Source organism: Pseudomonas sp. ANT_H12B (assembly GCF_008369325.1).
Lineage (GTDB): Bacteria > Pseudomonadota > Gammaproteobacteria > Pseudomonadales > Pseudomonadaceae > Aquipseudomonas.
The window spans coordinates 59,764-83,500 of the sequence record NZ_VOBI01000017.1; the positions used below are offsets into that span (position 1 = coordinate 59,764).

Genomic DNA, 23,737 nt, shown 5'->3' on the forward strand with positions numbered 1-23,737 from the left:
GGCCCTGGGGTCGCCTTCGCTCGTTTCGTGAACCGTAGGTTCACGCGACATGCTTACTTTTTCTTGCGCACATACAGCACTAGATTGTGATCAACCATCTCGAAGCCATACTTGTCGACGATTGCTTTCTGCAGGCGCTCGATTTCTTCGTCGAAGAATTCGATCACTTCACTGGTTTCAACGTTAACCATATGGTCGTGATGCTTGCCGTCGTCCAGTTCGAAGACCGCATGGCCTCCGTCGAAGTTGTGCCGCACCACAAGGCCAGCTGCCTCGAACTGGGTCAGTACACGGTAAACCGTGGCCAGACCGACGTCCTCACCAGCCTCCATCAGCGCCTTGTAGACATCCTCGGCACTCATGTGGCGCTGCTCGGCGGAATCGAGCATTTGCAGAATTTTGACCCGCGGAAGGGTCACTTTGAGGCCGGCCTTTCGTAGTTCGCTATTTTCAACCATGGTCAGCTTTCTCGCGATGCTGCTTCGCAGCTTCTCTTAATGCGGGTATGATCGGCGTTTACGTTGTCCCAGCCAAGATAGTGGAAGTCGCCCACCGATGCAAAACACCAAGCTCTTGCTAACCAGTTTCACCTTTGTGGGACTGCTCGCACTCGCCGGTTGTTCATTCCCCGGGGTTTACAAAATCGACATCCAGCAGGGCAATGTCGTCACGCAGGACATGATAGACCAGTTACGCCCGGGAATGACCCGTCGGCAAGTACGGTTTATCATGGGCAACCCTCTGCTGACTGACACGTTCCATGCCGATCGCTGGGATTATCTGTATAGCCTGCAACCGGGTGGCGGTGAACGCCAACAGGAACGCATTAGCGTTATCTTCAACCCAAATGATCAACTTGTCAGCCTCTCTGGTGATTTCATGCCAGGGGTGAGCCGTGACGAAGCCATTCTCGGCAAGGACAGCGGCACTACAGTCGCTGAGCCTGCAGAAAACGCCGAGAAGCCGAAACCGGAAAAACCGGTCAAGCCAGGCTCGTTGCTGGATCAGATCCAGAAGGACGTAGACGGTGTAGAAACCGTTCCAGTCCCAAGTCCAGAACCCCTGGAAACTTCGCCGCAATAATTTGCGACGCAATAAAAAACCCGGTATGTCCGGGTTTTTTATTGTCTGGCGCTTGACCAGATCACTGATTCCGCGCTTTCGCCTCGGCAGCCTTGGCGGCGCGTAGCCGGCGGACTTCTTTCGGATCCGCCAGCAATGGCCGGTAAATCTCGATGCGATCCCCTGCTCGGACCAGATGACTGCCTGGATCCGCGATCACCTTGCCGAAAATCCCGACAGGGCAATCGGCCAGCTCCAGCTCCGGAAACTCTTGGCCCACACCTGACGCCAACAAAACCGCCCGCACGGTCGTTCCTGTCGGCACCGTCACGGACAGGAGCATTTGACGATCGATGGCGGCATACACCACCTCGACCTCGATCACGGCCTCAACCATGTATCTGCTTGGCCCGCTGGCAAAATGCATCTACCAGCGTATTGGCCGCCTGATTGAACAACGGCCCCAAGGTCGCGCGAATGATCGGCCCGGCGTAATCGAACGACAGGTCCAGGCTGATTTTGCAGGCCTTGTCGGTTAACGCCTTGAACACCCAGATGCCATGCAACTGAGTGAACGGACCTTCCTCGAGATTCATCTCGATCAATTGACCGGGCACCAGAGTATTACGCGTCACGAAATGCTGGCTGAGCCCACCCTTGGCCACGCCGACGCTGGCGCGCATATGGTCGGGAGAGCTTTCCAGGACTTCTGCCGACGAGCACCACGGCAGGAATTCAGGATAACGCGCCACGTCGTTGACCAGGTCATACAGCGCTTGTGCCGGGTACGGCAGCAGGGCCGAACGTTGAATGTGTGTCGTCATGTCAGCGTCACTTCCACAGCTGGGCGGCAAACACTACGAGAATGCCGATGGGCGCCACATAGCGCATCAAGAACAGGGACAGGGTGAACAATACCGGGTTGCGGATCGACAATTCGTCGCGCACCGCTTCACGGCCCATCACCCAACCTGCAAACACCACGAAACACAAACCACCGAGTGGCAACATGATCCGCGAGGTGAAGAAATCGATCACGCCGAAGAAGTCCAGGCCGCCGGCCGCTCCCCATTGATAGAGATGGAACATCCCGCCTTCGTTCACGAAAAACTTGGCCTCCTTCCAGATATTGAAGGAAAACACCGTGCCCAGACCGACAAACCAGCAAATGAATGCCAGCCAAAAGGTGACCCAGGCACGACTGACTTTTGTTCGCTCAACCAGGTAAGCCACCATCGGCTCGAGCAGGGAAATGGCCGAACTCCAGGCTGCAATCGCCACCAGTACGAAGAACACTACGCCCATCAGTTGGCCGAACGCTACGTTACCAAAGGCAAATGGCAGGCTGACAAACATAAGGCCAGGGCCTTCGCTCGGGTTGAGGCCTGCGGCGAACACAATCGGAAACAACGCCAGACCGGCCACCAGGGAAACGAAAGTATCGAGCAGCGCCACACCGACAATGGTGCCGGAAATCGACGAGTTCTTCGGCAGATACGCACCGTAGATCATGATCGAACCGACACCTACGCTCAGGGAGAAAAACGCGTGCCCCATGGCGGGCAGCAAGCCTTCGAGTACTTTTTCCGGGTGGAAGTCGAACATGAAATGCACGCCTTCCATGAAGTGGCCGGTGGTCATGCTATAGCCCAGCAGAACGATCACCATCACGAACAACAGCGGCATCATGATCCGCAGGCTGCGTTCAAGCCCGGCGACCACGCCTTTAGCGATCACCACCGCCGACAGCAGCATAAAAATCGTGTGCCAAAGTGTCAGGCGCCACGGATCAGCGATCACATTGCCAAAGTACACGCCGACCTGATCAGCCGTCACACCCTGGAAGTCGCCGCGCCCCATGTCGATGATGTAATCCAGCGACCAGCCGCCGACGACGCTATAGAAAGACAGGATCAGCAACGCCGTGATCATCCCGGCGAATGCGCCCCAGGACCACTTCGGCGAATGCCCCGCCTCGAGCGCCAGCACCTTCAAGGCGTTGGCCGGACTCTGCCGGGCACGTCGGCCGATAAGGGTTTCCGCCAACATGACCGGCACACCGATCAGCGCGATACAGGCCAGGAACATCAGCACAAAGGCGCCGCCGCCATAGACGCCGACCATGTACGGGAATTTCCAGATGCTACCCAGGCCCACGGCCGAACCGGTCGCGGCGAGTATGAAGACCCAGCGGCTAGCCCAACTGCCGTGGACAGAAACCTTGTCTGTCGACATCGTTATCACGCCCAAGCGTTCAAAAAAGAGGCCGCATTGTCCGGGATTCAATCAACCTGCTCAAGCACGTAGCGATACCGTAGCCGACTTGCTTGCAACTCCCTATAATGCCGCCCCTATGGCTAAACAGAAGAAACACCCAACAGGGACCATCGCGCAAAATAAAAAGGCGCGACACGATTACTTCATCGAGCATAAGTTCGAGGCTGGTCTGGTCCTGGCCGGCTGGGAAGTAAAAAGTCTGCGGGCAAGCAAGCTGCAACTGGTTGACAGTTACGTGCTGCTCAAGGATGGCGAAGCCTGGTTGCTCGGCAGCCACATCACGCCCCTGATGACCGCCAGCACTCACGTCATCGCTGATCCGACCCGCACCCGCAAATTGCTGCTCAACCGGCGCGAGCTGGAAAAGCTGGCCACTGCCGTGCAGCAAAAAGGTTACGCCTGCGTGTGCCTGTCCTGGTACTGGAGCAAGCACATGGTCAAGTGCGAGATCGCTTTGGGCAAGGGCAAGAAGGAATACGACAAGCGTGATACCGAACGCGAACGCGACGCCGGTCGTGAGTTGCAGCGTGCGGTGCGGAACAAGGGTAAGGAAGATTAATTCCTTGCTCTGATCGTTCCCACGCTCTGCGTGGAAATTCAGCAATGAACGCTCTGCGTTCGCTTTGTGACGCGGAGCGTCACGGGATGCATTCTCACGCAGAGCGTGGGAACGATCATTACATCCTTTTACGCCGCTCCGCCCGGGCCATGCGCTGCACTTCCTGACGCACTTCTTCCAGCACTTCCTGCACATACAAGATGTGTCGGCTGGAAACTTCCCGAGCCTGTTCCGCCCTTCCTTCGATAATCGCCAGATACAGCTCCCGATGCTGAGTGATCAGCATGTCTCGGGTTTCGGTGCGCTGTTTGTACATCCCGCCGATATTGGTCACCACGTTGCGTTTGAGCAGGTCGAACAACCCACGAATGGTGTGCAGCAACACCGCGTTGTGGCTGGCCTCCGCAATCGCCAGATGGAATTTCGCATCTGCCGCCCCCTCTTCCGCCCGACTTACCTCGTCGTGGCGCGTATAGCAGTCCTGCAATTCGTTGAAGGCCGTGGTCAGCCGCTCGCGGTCTACGTCCGTAGCACGCATGGCCGCGTAATAGGCGCAGGAGGCTTCCAGGGTGTGGCGAAATTCCAGCAAATCGCGCTGCGCTTCAGGGTTGCTTTCCAGCAGATGCAGCAACGGATCACTGAAGGTCGACCCCAGCGACTCCACCACATAATTGCCGCCGCCCTGGCGACTGACCAGCAAGCCTTTGGCCGCCAGTTTCTGAATCGCTTCGCGCAACGAAGGGCGTGACACGCCGAACTGCTCGGCCAACGCACGTTCGGCCGGCAAGCGCTCACCCGCCTTCAGCGTGCCCTCGAGAATCATCCCCTCGAGCTGCTCGACAATATCGTCAGACAAACGGCGCTGACGAATCTGATCAAAGCCCATAACTCAATTCTCCACGATCCCGACGGCTCGCCGGGGCCTCTATTCTGGCCTATCAGCGCTGTGCCAGCACCTAATCAGATAGCGTTTGATCAAACGGCTCAGATGACCTCTGCACCGCTTATTCGACAAAAGTTCTAGGTCGGCAAATTGACACGCCGCCTACAACGCTTTTACCCTAGCCAACAGCGATTGTAAATTGGTATTACCAATTAACCAAGAACGCTGATCAGTGCCTGACCAACAACAATTAGGGGCCACCCCATATGCAAACCTGGCAACAGCTCTACAGCCCGCTCGGCAGTCTCGGCGTGTCCGCGCTCGCAGCCGTTATCCCCATCGTATTTTTCTTCCTGGCTTTGGCGGTGTTCCGCCTCAAAGGCCATGTGGCCGGTAGCATCACCCTGGCGTTGTCTATTGCGGTGGCAATCTTCGCCTTCCAGATGCCAGTCGACATGGCTTTCGCCGCCGCCGGATATGGCTTCGCGTACGGCCTGTGGCCGATTGCCTGGATCATCGTGGCAGCCGTGTTCCTCTACAAACTGACGGTCAAGAGCGGCCAGTTCGAAGTGATCCGCAGCTCGGTGCTGTCGATCACTGATGACCAGCGCCTGCAAGTGTTGCTGATCGGCTTCTGCTTCGGTGCCTTCCTGGAAGGTGCCGCCGGTTTCGGTGCGCCGGTCGCGATTACCGCCGCGCTGCTGGTAGGACTGGGCTTTAACCCGCTGTACGCCGCAGGTTTGTGCCTGATCGCCAACACCGCACCAGTGGCCTTCGGTGCCTTGGGTATTCCGATCATCGTTGCCGGGCAAGTGACTGGCATCGACGCGTTCAAGATTGGCGCCATGACCGGTCGCCAACTGCCACTGCTGTCGCTGTTCGTGCCGTTCTGGCTGGTGTTCATGATGGATGGCCTGCGCGGCGTGCGGGAAACCTGGCCGGCAGCATTGGTGGCCGGCTTGAGCTTTGCCATCACCCAGTACTTCACGTCGAACTTCATCGGCCCGGAACTGCCGGACATCACCTCGGCCCTGGCCAGCCTGATTTCCCTGACCCTGTTCCTGAAAGTCTGGCAACCAAAACGCGCTGCCGGCCAACACATCGTCGGTGCCGTCTCGGCTTCCGTGGTGGGCGCCAGCGCTGGCGGTTTCGGCCTGCCACGCAGCACCGTGGCGTCGCCGTACAGCTTCGGTGAAATTCTCAAAGCCTGGTCACCGTTCCTGATCCTCACCGTGCTGGTCACCATCTGGACATTGAAACCGTTCAAGGCAATGTTCGCCGCTGGCGGCTCAATGTACAGCTGGGTGTTTAATATCGCCATCCCGCACCTTGATCAATTGGTGATCAAGGTTGCACCGATCGTGACCGCACCAACCGCTATTCCGGCGGTGTTCAAACTCGACCCGATTTCCGCGACTGGTACGGCGATTTTCTTCTCGGCGCTGATCTCGATGCTGGTGTTGAAGATCAATATCAGAACTGGTCTGACCACTTTGAAAGAGACCTTCTACGAGCTGCGCTGGCCGATTTTGTCCATCGGCATGGTGCTGGCATTCGCCTTCGTCACCAACTACTCAGGCATGTCTTCGACCATGGCTCTGGTACTGGCCGGCACCGGCGCAGCCTTTCCGTTCTTCTCGCCATTCCTGGGATGGCTGGGCGTGTTCCTGACCGGTTCCGATACCTCGTCCAACGCGCTGTTCAGTTCGCTGCAAGCGACCACCGCGCACCAGATCGGCGTCAGCGATGTGTTGCTGGTAGCGGCGAACACCAGCGGTGGCGTGACCGGCAAGATGATTTCGCCACAATCGATCGCCGTGGCCTGCGCCGCGACCGGCCTGGTGGGCAAGGAATCGGATCTGTTCCGCTTCACCCTCAAGCACAGCCTATTCTTCGCAACGATCGTCGGCCTGATCACCTACATCCAGGCCTATTGGCTCACTGGCATGCTGGTGCACTAGGGACTACAGAAAACACCGAAAAAACCGACGCCGGACCAAGATTTCGGCGTCAGCTATTCACAACCCGGTCTGTAAGGCTGCTGAAAGCTTGCCTCTCTATATTCAGCAGTCTCAGCGGACGGGTAACCGGCCGAGAGACACGCCTGATGAGCGAGCTTTTTTACAACGCAGTGCCGAATGCGACCCGCGTCGCCCCGCCACTGCCCGAGCCTCGGCAATACCCCAGCAAGAAACCGTCACGGGTCTACCTGTTCGGAACTTGCGTGGTGGATTTGTTCTACCCCGAAGCTGGGATGGACGCGATTCACTTGCTGGAACGCGAAGGCATTCGTGTCGAGTATCCACAGGGGCAAAGCTGCTGCGGACAACCGGCCTACACCTCGGGTTATACCGAGCAGGCAAGGACCGTGGCGCGCTCGCAACTGGCGCTATTCGCCGGGGACTATCCGGTGGTGGTGCCGTCGGGATCGTGTGCCGGGATGCTGCGCGAACACTATGTCGACTTGTTCAAAGACGAGCCGCAAACGTTGAAACAGGTTCAGGCGCTGGCTGCCCGGACCTATGAACTGGCCGAGTTCCTGTTGTTTGTCTGCAAGGTGCAGCTCAAGGACAGTGGCACACCTGTGAAAGTGGCGTTGCACACGTCGTGTTCGGCACGTCGTGAAATGAACACCCACCTGCACGGCCGCGAGTTGTTGGCGCAGCTGGGCAACGTAGAACGCGTCGATCACAGTCACGAAAGCGAATGCTGTGGCTTCGGTGGGACTTTCAGCGTCCGTATGCCAGACATTTCCGGCGCGATGGTGGCTGACAAGACCCGGTCGTTGAAGGAATCCGGCGCGCACCAGGTGCTCAGTGCCGACTGCGGTTGCCTGATGAACATCAACGGCTCGCTGGAAAAACAGAAGGAAGCGTTGCGCGGCCAACACCTGGCCAGCTTCCTTTGGCAGCGAACCGGAGGTGTTCTATGAACGCTTCCGCGATTATTCCTACGGTTGCCGTGGAAGAAGATTTTCGCACCCGGGCTCACAAGGCGTTGGGTGACAAGCAACTGCGAAACAACTTTCGCACGGCGATGGATTCGCTGATGACAAAACGGGCAGCGTCCTTCAGCGATGCCCACGAAAGAGAACATTTGCGAGCGCTGGGCAATGCTGTCCGCGCCCGTGCGTTATCCAAGTTGCCCGACCTGCTCGAGCAGCTTGAACAGAACCTGACCCGCAACGGTGTGACAGTGCACTGGGCGGAAACGGTGGACGAAGCCAATGGCATCGTCCTCTCGATCATCCGCGCTCACGAGGGGCGGCAAGTGATCAAGGGCAAATCGATGGTCAGCGAAGAGATGGAAATGAATCACTTCCTCGCTGAACAGGGCATTGAATGCCTGGAATCGGACATGGGCGAGTACATCGTCCAGCTCGACCATGAGAAGCCTTCACACATTATTATGCCGGCGATCCACAAGAACGCCGGTCAGGTCGCGTCCTTGTTCCACGACAAACTTGGCGTGGAATACACCAAGGACGTTGACCAACTCATTCAGATCGGTCGCAAGGTCTTGCGGCAGAAATTCTTCGAAGCGGACATCGGCGTCTCCGGCGTCAACTTCGCCGTGGCCGAAACCGGCACTTTGCTGCTGGTGGAAAACGAAGGCAACGGGCGCATGACCACCACCGTGCCACCGGTGCACATCGCCGTCACCGGCATCGAAAAAGTCGTGGAAAACCTGCGTGATGTCGTGCCGCTGCTGTCACTGCTGACCCGTTCAGCCCTCGGCCAGCCGATCACCACCTACGTCAACATGATCTCCGGCCCACGCAAGGAACATGAACTCGACGGCCCTCAGGAAGTGCACCTGGTATTGCTCGACAACGGTCGCAGCCAGGCCTTCGCCGACAGCGAACTGCGCCAGACCCTGAACTGCATCCGCTGCGGCGCCTGTATGAATCATTGCCCGGTCTACACTCGAATCGGCGGCCACGCCTATGGGGAGGTTTACCCTGGGCCTATCGGAAAAATCATCACCCCGCACATGGTCGGCCTGGCGAAAGTCCCGGACCACCCGAGTGCCTCGTCGCTGTGTGGCGCCTGCGGTGAAGTCTGTCCGGTAAAAATTCCGATTCCGGCGCTGCTGCGTCGCCTACGGGAAGAGAACGTCAAAGCCCCGGACAGCCCTCACCAAGTGATGCGCGGCCAAGGCAGCAAGTACTCGCGCAAAGAACGGTTTATCTGGAATGCTTGGGCGAAGCTCAACAGCTCGCCGACGCTTTATCGCCTGTTCGGTTTCTTCGCCACTCGCTTGCGCGCTCTTGCACCGAGCAATGTCGGCCCGTGGACGCAAAACCACAGCGCACCGAAACCCGCTGCCCGCTCACTGCATGACATGGCCCGCGAACATCTGGCCAAACAGGGAGATCGCTGATGAGCGCCAAGCAAAACATCCTCGGCAAATTGCGCAAAAGTCTGACGGGCACCACGCCGGTGCCTGACGAGTTCGACGTCGAACTGGTGACGGCGCCCTACACCTACACCGATGAGCAACGCATCCCGCAGCTGCGCAAACTGATGGAAGCGGTGCACACCGAAATCCACCTGACGTCCGGCGATGGCTGGCCTTCGTTGCTTGCTCAGTTATTGCGGGACCGTCAGTTGCCGAGTTTGTTGATTGCACCGACTACACTTCACGGGCAACGCGTCACTCAGCACTGGGCGAAAAATCCTGATCTGCCAACGCTCAAATCCTACGACCGTCCAGTTGAAGAATGGAAAGCCGAGTTGTTCAACGACACGCCGGCCAGCCTGACCGGCACTCTCGGCGCAATTGCCGCCACAGGTAGCCTGATTCTCTGGCCGACGCGGGAAGAACCGCGCCTGATGAGCCTGGTGCCGCCCGTGCATTTCGCCCTGCTCAAGGCCAGTGAAATCCGCGACAACTTCTATCAAGTGCAGCAGGAATTCGAGTGGGCCCAAGGCATGCCGACCAACGCCCTGCTGGTGTCCGGCCCGTCAAAAACCGCTGACATCGAGCAAGTTCTGGCTTACGGCGCTCACGGTCCGAAAGACCTCGTGGTCATGATCCTGGAGGACCAATGAATCTACCTGCGACTTTCCTGCGAGATGCGCAGCGACTGATTCCTCAGGAGCGACGTTTCGACGACCCGCTGTCGACCTTGGCCTTCGGCACCGACGCCAGTTTCTACCGGCTGATTCCGAAACTGGTGATTCGCGTCGAGTCCGAAGATGAAGTGGTAGCGCTGCTCAAACTCGCGCAGCGGGATCAGGTCCCGGTGACTTTCCGCGCCGCCGGCACCAGCTTGTCCGGCCAGGCCATCAGCGATTCGGTATTGATCGTGCTGGGGGATAACTGGAACGGTCGCGAGATCCGTGGCCAAGGCACGCAAATCCGTCTGCAACCGGGTGTGATCGGCGCACAGGCCAACGCATGGCTGGCACCGTTCGGGCGCAAGATCGGCCCGGACCCGGCGTCGATCAATGCCTGTAAAATCGGTGGCATCGTCGCCAACAATGCCAGCGGTATGTGCTGCGGCACGGCGCAAAACACCTATCACACGTTGGCTGGCATTCGTCTGGTGCTGGCCGACGGCAGCCGTCTCGATACCGAAGATGCGGCGAGTGTTGCGGCGTTTCGTGAGAGCCACGCGACGCTGCTTGAACGCGTGGCAACGTTGGGCCGCGAGACCCGCGCCAATGCCGAACTGGCGGCGAGAATTCGCCACAAATACCGTCTGAAAAATACCACCGGGCTGTCACTCAATGCGCTGGTGGATTTCGACGAGCCTGTGGATATCTTGAGCCACTTGCTGGTGGGCTCCGAAGGTACGCTCGGGTTTATCAGCGCGGTGACTTACGACACGGTGATCGATCATCCGAACAAGGCCTCGGCGCTGATCGTTTTTCCGGACGTGGAGACCTGCTGCAACGCCGTCAGCGTGCTGAAAAGCCAACCGGTGTCCGCCGTGGAACTGCTGGACCGCCGTAGCTTGCGTTCAGTGCAGGACAAACCCGGCATGCCGGCTTTCGTACAACAGCTGTCGAACAATGCCTGCGCGCTGCTGATCGAATCCCGCGCTGCATCGTCCACGTTGCTGCAGGAACAACTGGCGCAAATCATGGCGTCGTTGACCTCATTCCCGGTGGAGAAACAAGTCGACTTCACCGAAGACCCAGTGGAGAACGCCCGGCTCTGGGCGATTCGCAAGGACACCTTCCCCGCCGTCGGCGCCGTGCGTAAAACCGGCACCACGGTGATCATCGAAGACGTGACCTTCCCGGTTGAACAACTGGCCATCGGCGTAAACCGCCTGATCGAGCTGTTCGACAAACATCACTACGACGAAGCGATCCTTTTCGGACACGCGCTGGAAGGCAATCTGCACTTCGTCTTCACCCAAGGCTTCAACAACCCGGAAGAAGTCGCACGCTATCAGGCGTTCATGGACGACGTGGCGCAACTGGTAGCGGTGGAGTTCGGCGGTTCATTGAAAGCCGAACACGGCACTGGCCGTAACATGGCGCCTTTCGTCGAACTGGAATGGGGCAGCGATGCCTATCAGCTGATGTGGCAGCTCAAACGCCTGCTCGACCCTAACGGCATTCTCAATCCGGACGTGGTGCTCAGCGAGGATCCGCAGATCCACCTCAAGCACCTGAAGCCGTTGCCGGCCGCCGATGAGATTGTGGATAAGTGCATCGAGTGCGGTTTCTGTGAACCGGTCTGCCCGTCGAAAGGCCTGACCCTGAGCCCGCGCCAGCGCATCGTGATCTGGCGCGACATTCAAGCGAAGAAACGCGCAGGCGTCGACACCACCGAACTCGAAGCCGCTTACGAATACCAAGGCATCGACACCTGCGCCGCCACCGGCCTCTGCGCACAACGTTGCCCTGTAGGAATTAACACCGGCGAGCTGGTGAAAAAGCTCCGCAGTCGTAAGGCAACTCATACGAAAACTGCCAATTGGCTGGAAGGCAATTTCGCCACCGCGTTGCAAGGTGCGCGCTTCACTCTGCATGTGGCCAACGGCGCACGGATGCTGCTGGGGGCGCCACGGCTGGCGAAGCTTTCGGCGACACTGACGCGCTTATCCAAAGGTCAGGTCCCGCAATGGACAAACGCCATGCCGCAGCCTGAAAAAGCCATTCGCTTCAGCCCCACCGTGTCGGACGAACGCCCTCGAGTGGTGTACTTGGCGGCCTGCGTGTCGCGGGCAATGGGCCCGGCGGCGGGTGATAAAGAGCAGATGTCGCTGTACGACAAAACCCGTGGGCTGCTGGAAAAGGCTGGTTACCAAGTGGTCTTCCCGGACAACCTGGACAACCTCTGCTGCGGTCAGCCGTTCGCGTCCAAGGGTTACGCCGAACAGGGCGAACACAAACGCCAGGAACTGATCGGCGCCTTGCTGCACGCCAGTCGCGGCGGGCTCGATCCCATCTACTGCGACACCAGCCCCTGCACCTTGCGTCTGGCCCAGGACCTTGGCGATGTTCGCCTGGACCTGTACGACCCGGTGCGGTTCATCCGTACGCATTTGATGGATCGACTGGACTTCACGCCGCAGGAAGCGCCGATCGCGGTGCATGTCACCTGTAGCACTCAGCATCTTGGCGAGAGCCAGGCGCTGATCGATCTGGCGCGCAAGTGCAGCAAAAACGTGGTCATTCCCGAAGGCATCCACTGCTGTGGGTTTGCCGGTGACAAAGGCTTCACCACGCCCGAGCTGAATGCTCATTCGCTGCGCACGCTCAAGGATGCAGTGCAGCAGTGCAGTGAGGGGATTTCTACCAGTCGTACCTGTGAGATTGGTCTGACACAGCACGGTGGAATTGACTACCACGGGCTGGTTTATCTGGTCGACCGCGTCACTCAGGCCAAGTCGGCCTGAAGCATTTTCACCAGTTAAAAGGGGCAATTGCGCCCCTTTTTAGTGCGTTTTTCACCCGATAAGCGGGTTTTTCATAGCCTTTCAAAAAAAAAACCGAATTCCTGTACAGCGGCGTAGTCATTTAATTAGGCCCCAATGAACGTGGCTTATTACGACCTCGGCAGAGCAGCCAGTCCATACGGCAGCACCGAGACCATCAGTTCAGGAGAATACCTATGAAACGTACCGCACTCGCTGGTCTGTTCATTAGCGCTGCAATGTTGGCCTCTCCCGTGTTCGCTGCGGACAACGACCTCTGTACCGCCAAGGTGCAAGAACTCAGAGACAAAGTGACCTCGCTGCCGGCGACCTCCGAAAACACCAAGATGGAGCTCAATAGATTGCTTGCCAGCGCCCAGGCATCGCAGGCCGCCGGCGATGATAAGAAATGTGTCACCGAGGCCACCCAGGCGTTGTCGCGTGCCGACAAACTGTCCAACGAGCCCAACCCATAGTCAGGAGCGGCCAACCTTCGGGTTGGCCTTCTGACGTGTGTTGGCGTACACTGCGCAGGCTTGTTGCTCACTTTGATTCACAGAGCAACAGGCTCGGGGCCGTTTAGGATTCGACGCCGGTTGCGAAACTTTAGGTGCATGCCGAGTTGGTAACAGAACTCGTAAATCCACTGTTGCAACTTTCTATAGTTGCCAATGACGAAACCTACGGGGAATACGCTCTCGCTGCGTAAGCAGCCTTAGCCCTTCCCTCCTGGTACCTTCGGGTCCAGCAATCATCAGGGGATGTCTGTAAACCCAAAGTGATTGTCATATAGAACAGAATCGCCGTGCAGTACGTTGTGGACGAAGCGGCTAAAACTTACACAACTCGCCCAAAGCACCCTGCCCGTCGGGTCGCTGAGGGTTAACTTAATAGACACGGCTACGCATGTAGTACCGACAGCGGAGTACTGGCGGACGGGGGTTCAAATCCCCCCGGCTCCACCACTTATACATCTAAAGACGTCCACGGACGTCTTTTTTTGTGCCTGAAATCCAGTAAATTCGGGGCTTTCAGCGCTACCGGGGTCCACTGACGTCCATGAGCAGCCACGCCTTTTGGCATTCCAAATGGCATTCCAAGCCCTTAGGTGCTAATTTTTGGAATGCCAAAATCAATTCTGGAATGCCAATGTGCGCACAAGCTACCCGCCTCTCTGAACTCAAAATCAAATCTGCCAAGCCTGCTGAAAAAGACTACGTCCTATTTGATGGCGGCGGACTTCAAATGCGAGTGAGAAGCAATGGCTCTAAGCTATGGAACTTCAACTATCGACACCCCGTGACGAAGAAGCGGATCAACATGGGCTTAGGTACCTTCCCTGAAGTCTCGTTAGCGCAGGCACGAAAGGGTTCCATTGCAGCGAGAGAAGTACTTGCCCAAGGCCTCGATCCTAAAGATCAACGAGATGCAGTGCTGCAAGCAAAGCAAGCTGAAACTGAGCACACATTTCAGAATGTTGCGACGTCCTGGTATGAACTGAAGAAGGATGCAGTGACACCAGCTTATGCCGAGGACATCTGGCGCTCGTTGACGTTGCACGTTTTCCCGGACTTGGCCAGCACACCGCTTGCAGCCATCAGCGCCCCTCAGGTCATTAACTTACTCCGACCACTTGAAACCAAAGGTAGCCTGGAAACAGTCAAGCGGCTGAGTCAGCGACTCAACGAGATCATGATTCACGGGGTCAACTCGGGACTGATTCACGCAAACCCGCTTAGCGGGATTCGTTCTGTCTTCAAGAAACCGAAAAAGAAGAACATGGCGGCGCTTGCTCCCGATGAGCTGAAAGAGCTCATGGTGGCAATTGCCAATGCCAGCATAAAAAGAACTACGCGCTGTCTGATCGAATGGCAGCTCAACACTATGACTCGCCCAGCAGAGGCTGCTACAACGCGCTGGGCCGACATCGACTTCGAAAAGCGTATCTGGACGATTCCTGCTGAGCGCATGAAGAAACGACGTATACACATCGTGCCGCTTACTGATCAAGCACTCGCGCTTTTGGAGGCAATTAAACCCTACAGCGGGCACCGGGAATACGTGTTCCCTGCGGACCGGAATCCGCGGACCCATTGCAACAGCCAAACCGCCAACATGGCGCTAAAGCGCATGGGCTTCGAAGGCCGCCTGGTTAGCCATGGCATGCGCTCAATGGCCAGCACCATCCTCAACGAGCGCGGCTGGGACCCTGAACTGATCGAGGTGGCACTTGCCCATGTTGACAAGGACGAGGTGCGCAGCGCCTATAACCGGGCGGACTATATCGAGCGCAGACGGCCAATGATGGCCTGGTGGAGCGAGCACATCCAAGAGGCTGCCACTGGCAACCTCTCCGTGTCAGCTATCAAGGAAAGCCGGGACAAAAAGGTCGTATCGATACGCTGATAAAGGGCTAATATCGGCCACAAGCGATCTTCCGCCTGTAACTGCTTACACCGAGAGGAGGGCGCTTCGAAAACACTTATGTCATCGGTTAGCAGTCTACGGAATCGCTTCAAATTCCCCGTCAGCGAACCAGCCGTTGTCTTTAATTCGCGCTAGCGCTGCTGCAGGATCGGATGACCAGAGCACAAGAGCAAGCGACTCCTGGGCACGGCTACAGGTAACGTACAGAAGTCGTAGAGTACGGTCGATGGTAGTTTCTTTGCCTTTCCCTACGTTATCGTTGTCCGTCTTGCTGAGTTCCGTTCCACCAAAAATCTTGTCGTAGGAAATCTGGTTGCCGCCAGCTAATTTGTCGTCCATCACAACCATGACATGGAGAAACTCAGAGCCCTTGACGACCTGATGGGTGGCCAGCACTGAATTCCCGGCGAGGTAGGTGCGGTACTTTTGTAACTGATTCCAAGGGGAATCGAACAGTGCACACCAGCCACGGCGCATCCGGTCCTGCTTGGACTCCTCTTCGCCTCTACCGGGCACTGGAGGTGGGGGCGACTTGTCTGCGTATGCCGCCGAGATACGATGATCAACCTCAAACAACTTTGCTCTCAAGACCGGTTCAAGCACCTCTTCCACGGTCGAAATCGGATTTGCACAAGCTGCGGCGAAAACTTCAATGGCTTGAAGCATTTCGTCGACGCGGCTTGCTCGCTCCTCCGTGTTCTCGGGCATCTCATCGAGACGGCCGTAGCGCCGAAAAACCTCTGTGGCCTTGAACTCATCAACAGCGCCATCAGCACCAACGCACGCCTCTAGCTGGGCAAGTTCGTTCAATAGAACCTGTACTGCTGCAGGCCCCTTGTTTTCGCCACTTCCAGTAGGTGCGGCAGCATTCGGGTCAAGCAGGGCCATGGCGCCAAACGCTTCGAGAAACGAGCCGCGCGTTGCGACGAGCTTGTGTTCCAATGCGAGCAACTGGTACTCGCCTTGGCTCCAGGCGGCTGACCCGCTCACCTCCCGCATCTGGTCTGCGCACCAGCGTTCACCGAGAACCTTATTTTCTGGAGAAAGCGACGTGTCACCGACGTAGAGCCGGACAACCCCTCCCGTCTTCTCGGTTCTTGAATGCTGTTCTACACCATTCGCAGGTTGAGTCCGACCCGCGAGCTCCGCTTCCCAAATGCTGTTGATGAGGGTGACAATTCGGCGCTGGCTGCGATGGTTCATCTGCAGTTCCGGCGTCGCCCAGTTCGGAGGAACCAAACTCGGAAGATCCGAATGCCCGTCGGTATAGATCCGCTGCCGATGGTCGCCGAGCAGTCCGAGAGTCAGGCCACTCCCCCTTGGCTCCGCAAGCCCCATCAAGGCATCCAACATGCCCTTCATCGTGTCTTGCGACTCATCGATGAGTACCACAGGGTGACGGTCTTTGAGGATAGTCTGGAGCGTAGGCCTGTTCTTGAGGAGCCAGGCCGTTGCGTCGAGAACATGCTTGTGGGCAAGCGCACCGGGACCATACGTCTCTCGGTCCGGATGGTAAATGAACACATCCGTCCCCCTGAACCCTTCTATGTCCTCCTTGATTTCATCCAGGTCCCGCTGTTTTGCCGCCGTGATTCCCCTCGGCTTTGCTAGCGCTTCCGCCGTTTCCTTTTCGAACTGAGCCTCCTTAAGTGCGATGAGCGCCGTGCGGATATCATCGTTGAATCCGCTGATGAGTTCCCAGCAAAACGCGTGGATAGTGGAGACCCCTACCAAATCGTTGTCACCGAGGCGCCCGCGAATGACCGCGACCGCGTTCTTCGTGTACGTGACCACGCGTATCGAGCGCCCGTACATCCTCAAGTGCCGCGCAAACCAGCTGCCTTTCTCGTGCTCCACGACACCCGTCATCCGACGTAGCACCTCTACAAGCGTACGTGTTTTCCCAGAGCCCGCGCCGGCAAATAGGAAGTAGCTGCGCGGAGGATCCTCCGTGAGATACCCGCAGATTTCTTCGACGACCCCAGCATCTCGGTTGTTGTTGGCAACGTTAGGGATCGCGCTCATACCATCGATTCCTGATTTGGCTCAAGCTGCGCCTGCAGCCAGGCCAGGGCATCCGCGATGTACTTTGGGCATACGACTGGCTCATCCGACGAGACCATTTCAAAGATACTCGCGGCGAAGTCCCCTTTATCGAACGAACTGTGCATGAGTGTGTGAAGTGCACCTAGCAGCTCTGGAAAGCTTCCAGCCTCAGCCGCCCTTTTTGAGACAGAGCCAAGTGCCCCTGTCGGGGCTTCAATTTCCACGCCACTCTCATCGAATTTCTCATCCATCAGGCCCTTGAACCAAGCCACGTTCGTGAGGACGAGTGAGTCTTCAAACGTGCTGGGCCAGCCGCCGTCAGCTTCGGCGACAGGCAACTGCCAGGCGAAACGCACCAGGCAATCTGCGATCTCATTCCATACCAATTGAGCGTCAGTCGGGTTCTTCAAATCATCGAGTTGCTGCAGCTTCGGATGCCAGCCACGAAGAGTCGGGTTGCCGCAGTAAAGTCCAGCTTGCCCCGTATTCGCAACCGCGACGAGCTTTTTAGTCGGCTCACCATTTTTCTTAGGCTTACCTTCCTTTTCTTCGGAGGGGTCGATGTCGGTAATGATGACCGTAGGAATCCGGAGCTTCTCGACGAGTGGCTTGAGTCGGTGAGCATGGCTCCCTCCGATATCCAGAAATGACACGTAGCGGCTGTTCAGTGTTTTGAAGTCGCGTTCAATGAAAAGCGGCACCAACATGCGCTCTGCAACGCCTTCAACGAAAATGGCTGCGTTGGCAAACAGCAAGTCTGTGTGCTGAACGCGGAAGTAGCGTTCCGCGAACTGACGGGTCTTTTTGTCATCACCAAAGACCTGCCCCAGGTTGACCACTTCGGTTGTTGGCATGGGGTTCGCCGCGCTCTTCGCGATGCGGCGAACGTATCGAAGCCGGTCAAAGTTCTCCGCATGAGCAAGATGGCTCGAATGGGTACTAATGAGTAGCTGGCTTTTGAGGGCTGGCGCGTTTTTCTCTGTCGGGCTGATGAGCTTGTGCGCCTTGCCGGGGAAGATGCGCTGCACCTGAACATGGAGGTGCGCCTCAGGCTCCTCAATCATCACTAAGTGAACGGGTGCAGGAGAGCCTTTTTCAGGTTTGAGCCGGGCGGCTTTGAAGGAAACCAGTTGGTAGCTGAGGGACTGGAGATTCTGGTAGCCGAGCCCGATGGAATATTCGGGAAGGAGCTCTTCGAATGACTCCTTTTGCATGCTGTACTGAACAGCGGTTCCATGATCGAGCAGATCAGCCGTCTGGATGCGCGTACGGAAGCGAATTTCTTGTGGGTCATTCAGACCCGGATAGCCGAGTTCCCTCACTTCCTCAACAGAATCGGCGATGGCTTCGTGAATCTTCTTGTCTAAGTCTCTCTGCGCCTCAGCCACGGCCTTGATAAGGTCAGCACGTTGGCCATGCCCGGTGCTGGCAACGTTCAAGTGCTGTCGCGCAAACTTGAGAAGTTGGTTTGAAAACATGCCAACCCGATGCGGCCCCGAGGCAGACCGTGAATCTGCCTCTTCGCTTCCGAGCCCACGCTGGGCCGCGACAAAGTCAACGCGCATCAATCTCGAAAGGTGCTTACGCTCAATTGGACAGGCATCTGCAGCGAGTGCCTGAGTGGCATAGGCCGCGAAACCCGCAATAGGGTTGTTATTTGCATCTAGCTTGTATGCGCGAACCTGTCCGAGCTTCGATGGCTCACGCAGCCAGAAATCAAGAAGGTCAATGGGCCACGCTAACGAGTCCGCACCCATATCCTTTACCGGCGAGCGCGCAGAGTGATACGCCCAGGCCAGCTGCTTGAGCTCATCAACGCTGGCGGCTGGCTCCAATCGTAAACGAACCCCGACGGCACCTCCTTTCCAGCTGAACTTGGAAAGGAATGGCGCGACATAGTGATACATTCCGGCCTCTGCATCGAACCAGAGGTCTAACGTCGGCATGGCCGCAAGAAGTGTCTGGAGCTGCTCTTTCCACAGTTCTTCAGGCCCGACTACTGTTAATGGGTCTTCGGTCAGTGCTTCCCACGCTTTGCCAAGAGCTCGCAGTTTTGGCCACTGAGATAGGCTGATGTCGAAGGCGCCGAATGGGGATCCGTCCGCAACGAAGTGGCGCAGAGCGGCAAGGACCGAGGTCTTTCCACTGTTGTTCGCGCCGACCAGGATCGTCGTTTTCTTGTCGATATCCAACTGAACCTTACCCAGCCGACGAAACTGGCAGAGTTCCAGAAACCGGAGCGTGATGCCTTCGTATACGGGGATAGCTGGGGCTGCTTCTGGCATTGATGCGACTCTCAACCGAAATATGGGGATACGCTCCTATAGAAAAGCCTAGGGCACCCAATCGATCCTACATGTTGTTGATTGCAATAAGCCACATGGCTTTGCCGGGGTAACGCCCGAAGAAAAACCAGCAACGTGCTTGCCACTAACGACTCTCGGCTGTTGGTCGCATTCTGCCCCACGCAACAGGCAACTTAGGATTAAATCCACTGCCGACTGCAGCCCGTTACGACCTTGGATAAGTCGCTCTCAGCACAGCCATTCGATTCAAAAAAAACTTAGCCCTACATAACTGAAATGACATCACCACCAAAGAGGTTCGCCCCATGTCATTGCAGTGCCCTCGCTGTCACTCCCCCAAAGTCGCCTCCTTCCATCACGCCATGAAAATCGGCGCAGCCATCGGCACCGTGAGCGGTGCTGCGCGTGGCGTAAGTGCTGCACTGACTGGCGGTCAGGCTGGTGCGCTTATTGGCTCTATCGCCGGGCCTGTCGGCGTCATGCTCGGCTCCGTATCGGGTGCCATCCTCGGCGGCTTGGCCGGTGGGGTCGGTGGTTGCACGCTCGGCGCGCAGCTGGGCGAATCGCTCGACCGCCACGTCCTGGCCCACAACCTCTGCCTACTCTGTGGTCATCGCTTCAACCTGCCTACATCCAAACAACCTCCTAGCTTATAACCTCATCAATCATTACCGGGACTGAGCATGCTCAGCGCTTTATGCCGGCGTGCACCTAAAGGAATCTCAACCATGGCTCATCTCGTCGAAACAATGGCCTACGCGGGCGCAGCCCCATGGCATGGCCTGGGCAATCAGCTCACTCAGAAACAACCCATCGAGGTCTGGCAACGCGAAGCCGGCATGGACTGGAAAATCCAGGAAAGCCCCGTACATTTCAAGGCAGATGCGATTGCTCATCTGGGTTCTATTCACTCGTACCCAGAACAGAAGGTACTGTTCCGCTCGGACACCAAGGCACCGCTATCAGTGGTCTCCAATCGCTATCACACCGTGCAGCCAAGGGAAGTTTTGGAGTTCTACCGAGACCTGACCGAGGTCTCTGGCTACGAGCTGGAAACAGCCGGCGTGCTCAAAGGTGGCCGCAAGTTCTGGGCGCTGGCGCGTACCGGACAAGGTGCAGCGCTCAAGGGTAACGACCAAGTGAATGGCTACCTGCTGTTGGCAACTTCCTGCGACGGCACCCTTGCGACTACCGCGACACCCACCACCCTCCGGGTGGTGTGCAATAACACACTGACCATCGCCTTAGACGGCACCAGCCGCGCGATCAAGGTGCCGCACAACACGCGCTTCGATCCCAAGGCGGTAAAGAAACAGCTCGGTATCGCCGTCTCGCAATGGGACGACTTTATGTACCGCATGCGCGCCTTGGCAGAACGCAAGGTGCAGTGGCATGAGGCACTGGGCTTCTTCATGAACGTGCTGTGCGAAACCAATCCGACCGGTGCTCTGCCGGAGGTTCTGCCCAACGAGCGTGCCCTGCGCAAGGTCCAGGAACTGTACGAGGGTCGTGGTCGGGGCAGTCAGCTCGACTCGGCACGTGGCACCGCATGGGGCCTGCTCAATGCCGTGACCGAGTTTGTCGATCACGAGCGCCGCGCCCGCAGCAACGAGTACCGCATGGACTCGGCCTGGTTCGGCCAAGGCGCGCAGATCAAGCAACGCGCCCTGGACACCGCTCTGCAACTGGTCGCCTGACCGCTTACCTCCTCCACCCCATAACGCCCGATCAGCTTGGTTGCTGATCGGGCGTTTCTATGTCCACAAGGTGAACGCTATGAAAGCTACTCCGTTGAGCCGCGCCAGCAAGCCGCGCCCGGCGCTGCGTTTAATCAGTACCAAGGAATTACCGCGTGAAGATTGGCTGATGGTGCGTAAACAGGGCATCGGCAGCTCGGATGCCGGCGCTGCAGTAGGCCTAAATCCCTACAAGTCGCAGCTAGAGCTATGGCTGGAGAAAACAGGTCGCGATACCACCTTGCCTAAGGCCGATCCGCACGATGAGGAAAGCCCGATGTACTGGGGCAATGTGCTGGAGCCGATCGTGGCTTGGCATTACAGCAAGCGCACCAGCAAACGCGTACGGCGCATCAACGCCGTACTACAGCATCCAAACCCTGAGTTGTCCTGGATGCTCGCCAATATCGACCGAGAGGTAATCGGTGCTGACGATGTGCAGATCCTCGAATGCAAGACAGCCGGCATAAACGGCGCACGCCTCTGGAAAGAAGGCGTGCCCGAGTATGTGCAACTGCAGGTAATGCACCAGCTCGCGGTCACCGGCAAGCAAGCGGCGGATGTAGCGGTATTGCTCGGTGGTCAGACGCTGGAGATCCACCGCATCGAACGGGACGAGCAGATGATTGCCCGCCTGATCGAGCTGGAGCGTAAGTTCTGGCACTACGTCGAGACCGACACGCCACCCCCAGCCGACGGCTCTGCTTCGGCTGAAACGGCGCTGCGCGCTCTATACCCAGAGGACAACGGCCAGACCGTCGATTTCAGTGGCCGCGCCGGTTTGGCAGCGGCCTACCTGGAGCTCAAAGCTGTACGCCAGTACATCAGCGAGAAGGAAACGCGCGAAGCCCAGCTCAAGCAGTTGTTGCAGCAAGCCATGGGGGAAGCGACCCGAGCTGAGTTCAGCAACGGCTTTATCAGCTGGCGCAAAGCCAAAAACAGCATCGGTCTCGACGTGCCGCAACTGCTCAAGGAAAAGCCCCATCTGCAGGCCAAATACCCGCTGCTAAAAACCGGGGCGCGGCGCTTTCTGGTCGGCTGACTCTCACCAACTTCAACCACTCCCTCTCTTTGGCCAGTCCATGCAGTTCGTTCTGCGTGGCTGGCCTTTTCCATTTTCAGGAGAATCACCATGCTCAAAGGTTTGGCAATAACCCCGCCCGTATTGGGCAGAATTTCCATCGGCAAGGTCATCGAGAAGAACGGCAAACGCCTGCCGGAGAAAGATGATCAGTTCACCATTACTTCGCAGGTACAAGGGAGGGACGGTTGGCTACTGCACCCGCTCAATGAGGAACTGCGCAAAAGTCAGCAGGACAAACTGCGCAGCATCCCGGTGCGCCTGCTATTCAACGAGCCTGAGCTGAACTTCCGCGCTGACTACACGCTCTTTGACCGGCAGTCTGGCAGGCCACTTTGCGTCGGCAATGGCGAGACCTGCAAGCGTGTCACCCAGGACGGCATGCAGTCGTTGCCCTGCCCATCGCCGGATGCCTGCCCGCTGGCCAAAGGTGGCGCTTGCAAACCCTACGGTCGGCTGAACGTGCTGATCGGTGATGATGATCCGCTCGGCAGCTTCGTGTTCCGCACCACTGGATTTAACAGCATCCGCACACTGGCCGCTCGGCTGCATTACTTCCAGGCAATTTCCGGCAATCGGCTGGCATGCCTGCCGCTGGAATTGCGCCTACGCGGAAAGTCGACTCGCCAGAGCCATGGTACGCCGATTTTCTATGTCGACCTGACTGTAAGCGGTGGCATGAACATGGCTGAGGCGCTGCAGGCTGCCAACAATCTCGATGAACAGCGGCTAAGCACCGGCTTCGATCAGAACGCATTGGATGAGGCAGCTCGACGTGGCTTTGCCAACGGTGCATTCGAGGACAGCGAAGAAGATAGCGGCGCTTTGATTGAAGAGTTCTTTACCGCTGAAAGCACTGCACCGCCTGCGCCCACACCAACCCTAGTCACCATCAACAAGGTCAGCTTGGCTGAGAAGCTCGAAGCCCAGCATCAATCACTCAACCACTAACACGGCCAACAGCCAACGGAGCTGAAGATGAGATTACACAAACTCAAAGCCAGCGAAACGGCGGGCGCGTATGAAGTTGAATCCCCTGTGACCGAAGACGACATTCTGCTGATGGCCAGACAATTGGCCAATCTGCGCTTGCGTCGTGGGCGGGCTCTGACTTCACCCCAAGAGGTATTCAGCCACCTGCAAACACTTCTCGCAGATTACGAACATGAGGTCTTTGCCTTACTCATGCTAGACAGCAAACACAAGGTGCTGGGCTTTCACGAACTGTTCAGAGGCACGCTGGATGGTGCCAGCGTTTACCCAAGAGAGGTGGTGAAGATTGCGCTGCAATACAACGCTGCAGCGATGATCCTGGTACACAACCATCCTTCCGGTGACCCCGAGCCCAGTGAGGCAGATCGTGTACTTACCCAAAAGTTAAAGGAGGCCTTGAGTCTTGTGGGGGTACGTACGCTCGACCACATCGTGGTTGGGCGTGAGGGTTGCAATTCAATGGCAGAACTTGGGGTTCTGTGAGGAAG

The 23,737-nt window shown here is 57.5% G+C and carries 21 protein-coding genes and 1 other RNA gene; 15 read left to right on the plus strand and 7 right to left on the minus strand.

Annotated elements, in window-relative coordinates; all coding sequences use genetic code 11:
* Positions 1-53: 53 nt before the first annotated feature.
* On the minus strand, positions 54-458 hold the full coding sequence (fur, locus tag FQ185_RS23005) for a ferric iron uptake transcriptional regulator (RefSeq protein ID WP_003197684.1): 405 nt from the start codon (positions 456-458) through the stop codon (positions 54-56).
* Positions 459-555: 97 nt separating this feature from the next.
* Between fur and FQ185_RS23010 the strand changes: the two genes are divergently transcribed.
* Positions 556-1,083, plus strand: a complete 528-nt coding sequence (locus FQ185_RS23010; RefSeq protein WP_149419434.1) for an outer membrane protein assembly factor BamE — start codon at positions 556-558, stop codon at positions 1,081-1,083.
* 61 nt (positions 1,084-1,144) lie between these two features.
* On the opposite strand, the gene FQ185_RS23015 is transcribed toward FQ185_RS23010, so the two are convergent.
* From FQ185_RS23015 to FQ185_RS23025, 3 genes are read right to left on the minus strand one after another with little or no spacing between them, the layout of a single operon-like run.
* A complete protein-coding gene (locus FQ185_RS23015) occupies positions 1,145-1,459 on the minus strand; it encodes an RnfH family protein (RefSeq protein WP_149419435.1) in 315 nt (104 codons plus the stop codon).
* On the minus strand, positions 1,452-1,886 hold the full coding sequence (locus tag FQ185_RS23020) for a type II toxin-antitoxin system RatA family toxin (protein WP_149419436.1): 435 nt from the start codon (positions 1,884-1,886) through the stop codon (positions 1,452-1,454). The genes FQ185_RS23015 and FQ185_RS23020 overlap by 8 nt, the downstream gene beginning before the upstream one ends.
* A gap of 7 nt (positions 1,887-1,893) precedes the next feature.
* Positions 1,894-3,297: a sodium-dependent transporter gene (locus tag FQ185_RS23025; RefSeq protein WP_149419437.1), complete on the minus strand. Its 1,404-nt coding sequence runs from the start codon at positions 3,295-3,297 to the stop codon at positions 1,894-1,896.
* A gap of 118 nt (positions 3,298-3,415) precedes the next feature.
* Between FQ185_RS23025 and smpB the strand changes: the two genes are divergently transcribed.
* Positions 3,416-3,898: an SsrA-binding protein SmpB gene (smpB, locus tag FQ185_RS23030; protein WP_008149046.1), complete on the plus strand. Its 483-nt coding sequence runs from the start codon at positions 3,416-3,418 to the stop codon at positions 3,896-3,898.
* A 118-nt stretch (positions 3,899-4,016) separates the two neighbouring features.
* Here smpB and FQ185_RS23035 read toward each other — a convergent pair whose 3' ends face one another.
* Complete coding sequence (locus tag FQ185_RS23035; protein ID WP_149419438.1) at positions 4,017-4,784, minus strand: GntR family transcriptional regulator; 768 nt, start codon at positions 4,782-4,784, stop codon at positions 4,017-4,019.
* 263 nt (positions 4,785-5,047) lie between these two features.
* On the opposite strand from FQ185_RS23035, the gene FQ185_RS23040 reads away from it, so the two are divergent.
* The 8 genes from FQ185_RS23040 to FQ185_RS23075 all read left to right on the plus strand — a co-directional run bounded on the left by FQ185_RS23040 (position 5,048) and on the right by FQ185_RS23075 (position 15,066).
* On the plus strand, positions 5,048-6,742 hold the full coding sequence (locus FQ185_RS23040; protein ID WP_149419439.1) for a lactate permease LctP family transporter: 1,695 nt from the start codon (positions 5,048-5,050) through the stop codon (positions 6,740-6,742).
* A 146-nt stretch (positions 6,743-6,888) separates the two neighbouring features.
* Positions 6,889-7,713, plus strand: a complete 825-nt coding sequence (locus tag FQ185_RS23045; protein WP_149419440.1) for a (Fe-S)-binding protein — start codon at positions 6,889-6,891, stop codon at positions 7,711-7,713.
* Complete coding sequence (locus tag FQ185_RS23050; protein WP_149419441.1) at positions 7,710-9,164, plus strand: LutB/LldF family L-lactate oxidation iron-sulfur protein; 1,455 nt, start codon at positions 7,710-7,712, stop codon at positions 9,162-9,164. Before FQ185_RS23045 ends, FQ185_RS23050 begins: the two co-directional genes overlap by 4 nt.
* Positions 9,164-9,835, plus strand: coding sequence for a lactate utilization protein C (locus FQ185_RS23055; protein ID WP_149419442.1), 672 nt, complete (start codon positions 9,164-9,166; stop codon positions 9,833-9,835). The genes FQ185_RS23050 and FQ185_RS23055 overlap by 1 nt, the downstream gene beginning before the upstream one ends.
* Entirely contained in the window at positions 9,832-12,642 is a 2,811-nt protein-coding gene (locus FQ185_RS23060) for an FAD-binding and (Fe-S)-binding domain-containing protein (RefSeq protein ID WP_149419443.1), read from the plus strand. The genes FQ185_RS23055 and FQ185_RS23060 overlap by 4 nt, the downstream gene beginning before the upstream one ends.
* A 215-nt stretch (positions 12,643-12,857) precedes the next feature.
* Entirely contained in the window at positions 12,858-13,136 is a 279-nt protein-coding gene (locus FQ185_RS23065) for a hypothetical protein (RefSeq protein WP_149419444.1), read from the plus strand.
* A 95-nt stretch (positions 13,137-13,231) separates the two neighbouring features.
* Positions 13,232-13,625: a transfer-messenger RNA gene (gene ssrA, locus FQ185_RS23070) on the plus strand.
* A gap of 184 nt (positions 13,626-13,809) precedes the next feature.
* Positions 13,810-15,066, plus strand: coding sequence for an integrase domain-containing protein (locus FQ185_RS23075; RefSeq protein WP_149419501.1), 1,257 nt, complete (start codon positions 13,810-13,812; stop codon positions 15,064-15,066).
* Positions 15,067-15,162: 96 nt separating this feature from the next.
* On the opposite strand, the gene FQ185_RS23080 is transcribed toward FQ185_RS23075, so the two are convergent.
* Both FQ185_RS23080 and FQ185_RS23085 read right to left on the minus strand, forming a co-directional pair.
* A complete protein-coding gene (locus FQ185_RS23080; protein ID WP_149419445.1) occupies positions 15,163-17,112 on the minus strand; it encodes a UvrD-helicase domain-containing protein in 1,950 nt (649 codons plus the stop codon).
* A complete protein-coding gene (locus tag FQ185_RS23085) occupies positions 17,109-19,418 on the minus strand; it encodes an AAA family ATPase (protein ID WP_149419446.1) in 2,310 nt (769 codons plus the stop codon). The genes FQ185_RS23080 and FQ185_RS23085 overlap by 4 nt, the downstream gene beginning before the upstream one ends.
* A 326-nt stretch (positions 19,419-19,744) precedes the next feature.
* Here FQ185_RS23085 and FQ185_RS30710 point away from each other — a divergent pair, with 326 nt between their 5' ends.
* The 5 genes from FQ185_RS30710 (at position 19,745) to radC (ending at position 23,732) form a co-directional block, all read left to right on the plus strand.
* Positions 19,745-20,095: a hypothetical protein gene (locus FQ185_RS30710; protein ID WP_149419447.1), complete on the plus strand. Its 351-nt coding sequence runs from the start codon at positions 19,745-19,747 to the stop codon at positions 20,093-20,095.
* A 72-nt stretch (positions 20,096-20,167) separates the two neighbouring features.
* Positions 20,168-21,136, plus strand: a complete 969-nt coding sequence (locus tag FQ185_RS23095; RefSeq protein ID WP_149419448.1) for a DUF932 domain-containing protein — start codon at positions 20,168-20,170, stop codon at positions 21,134-21,136.
* Positions 21,137-21,215: 79 nt separating this feature from the next.
* A complete protein-coding gene (locus tag FQ185_RS23100; protein WP_149419449.1) occupies positions 21,216-22,217 on the plus strand; it encodes a YqaJ viral recombinase family protein in 1,002 nt (333 codons plus the stop codon).
* A 90-nt stretch (positions 22,218-22,307) separates the two neighbouring features.
* The gene (locus tag FQ185_RS23105) at positions 22,308-23,207 is read left to right on the plus strand and encodes a hydrolase or metal-binding protein (RefSeq protein WP_149419450.1); all 900 of its coding nucleotides are present in this window, start codon (positions 22,308-22,310) and stop codon (positions 23,205-23,207) included.
* 27 nt (positions 23,208-23,234) lie between these two features.
* On the plus strand, positions 23,235-23,732 hold the full coding sequence (gene radC, locus FQ185_RS23110; RefSeq protein WP_149419451.1) for a DNA repair protein RadC: 498 nt from the start codon (positions 23,235-23,237) through the stop codon (positions 23,730-23,732).
* The last annotated feature ends 5 nt before the right edge of the window (positions 23,733-23,737 follow it).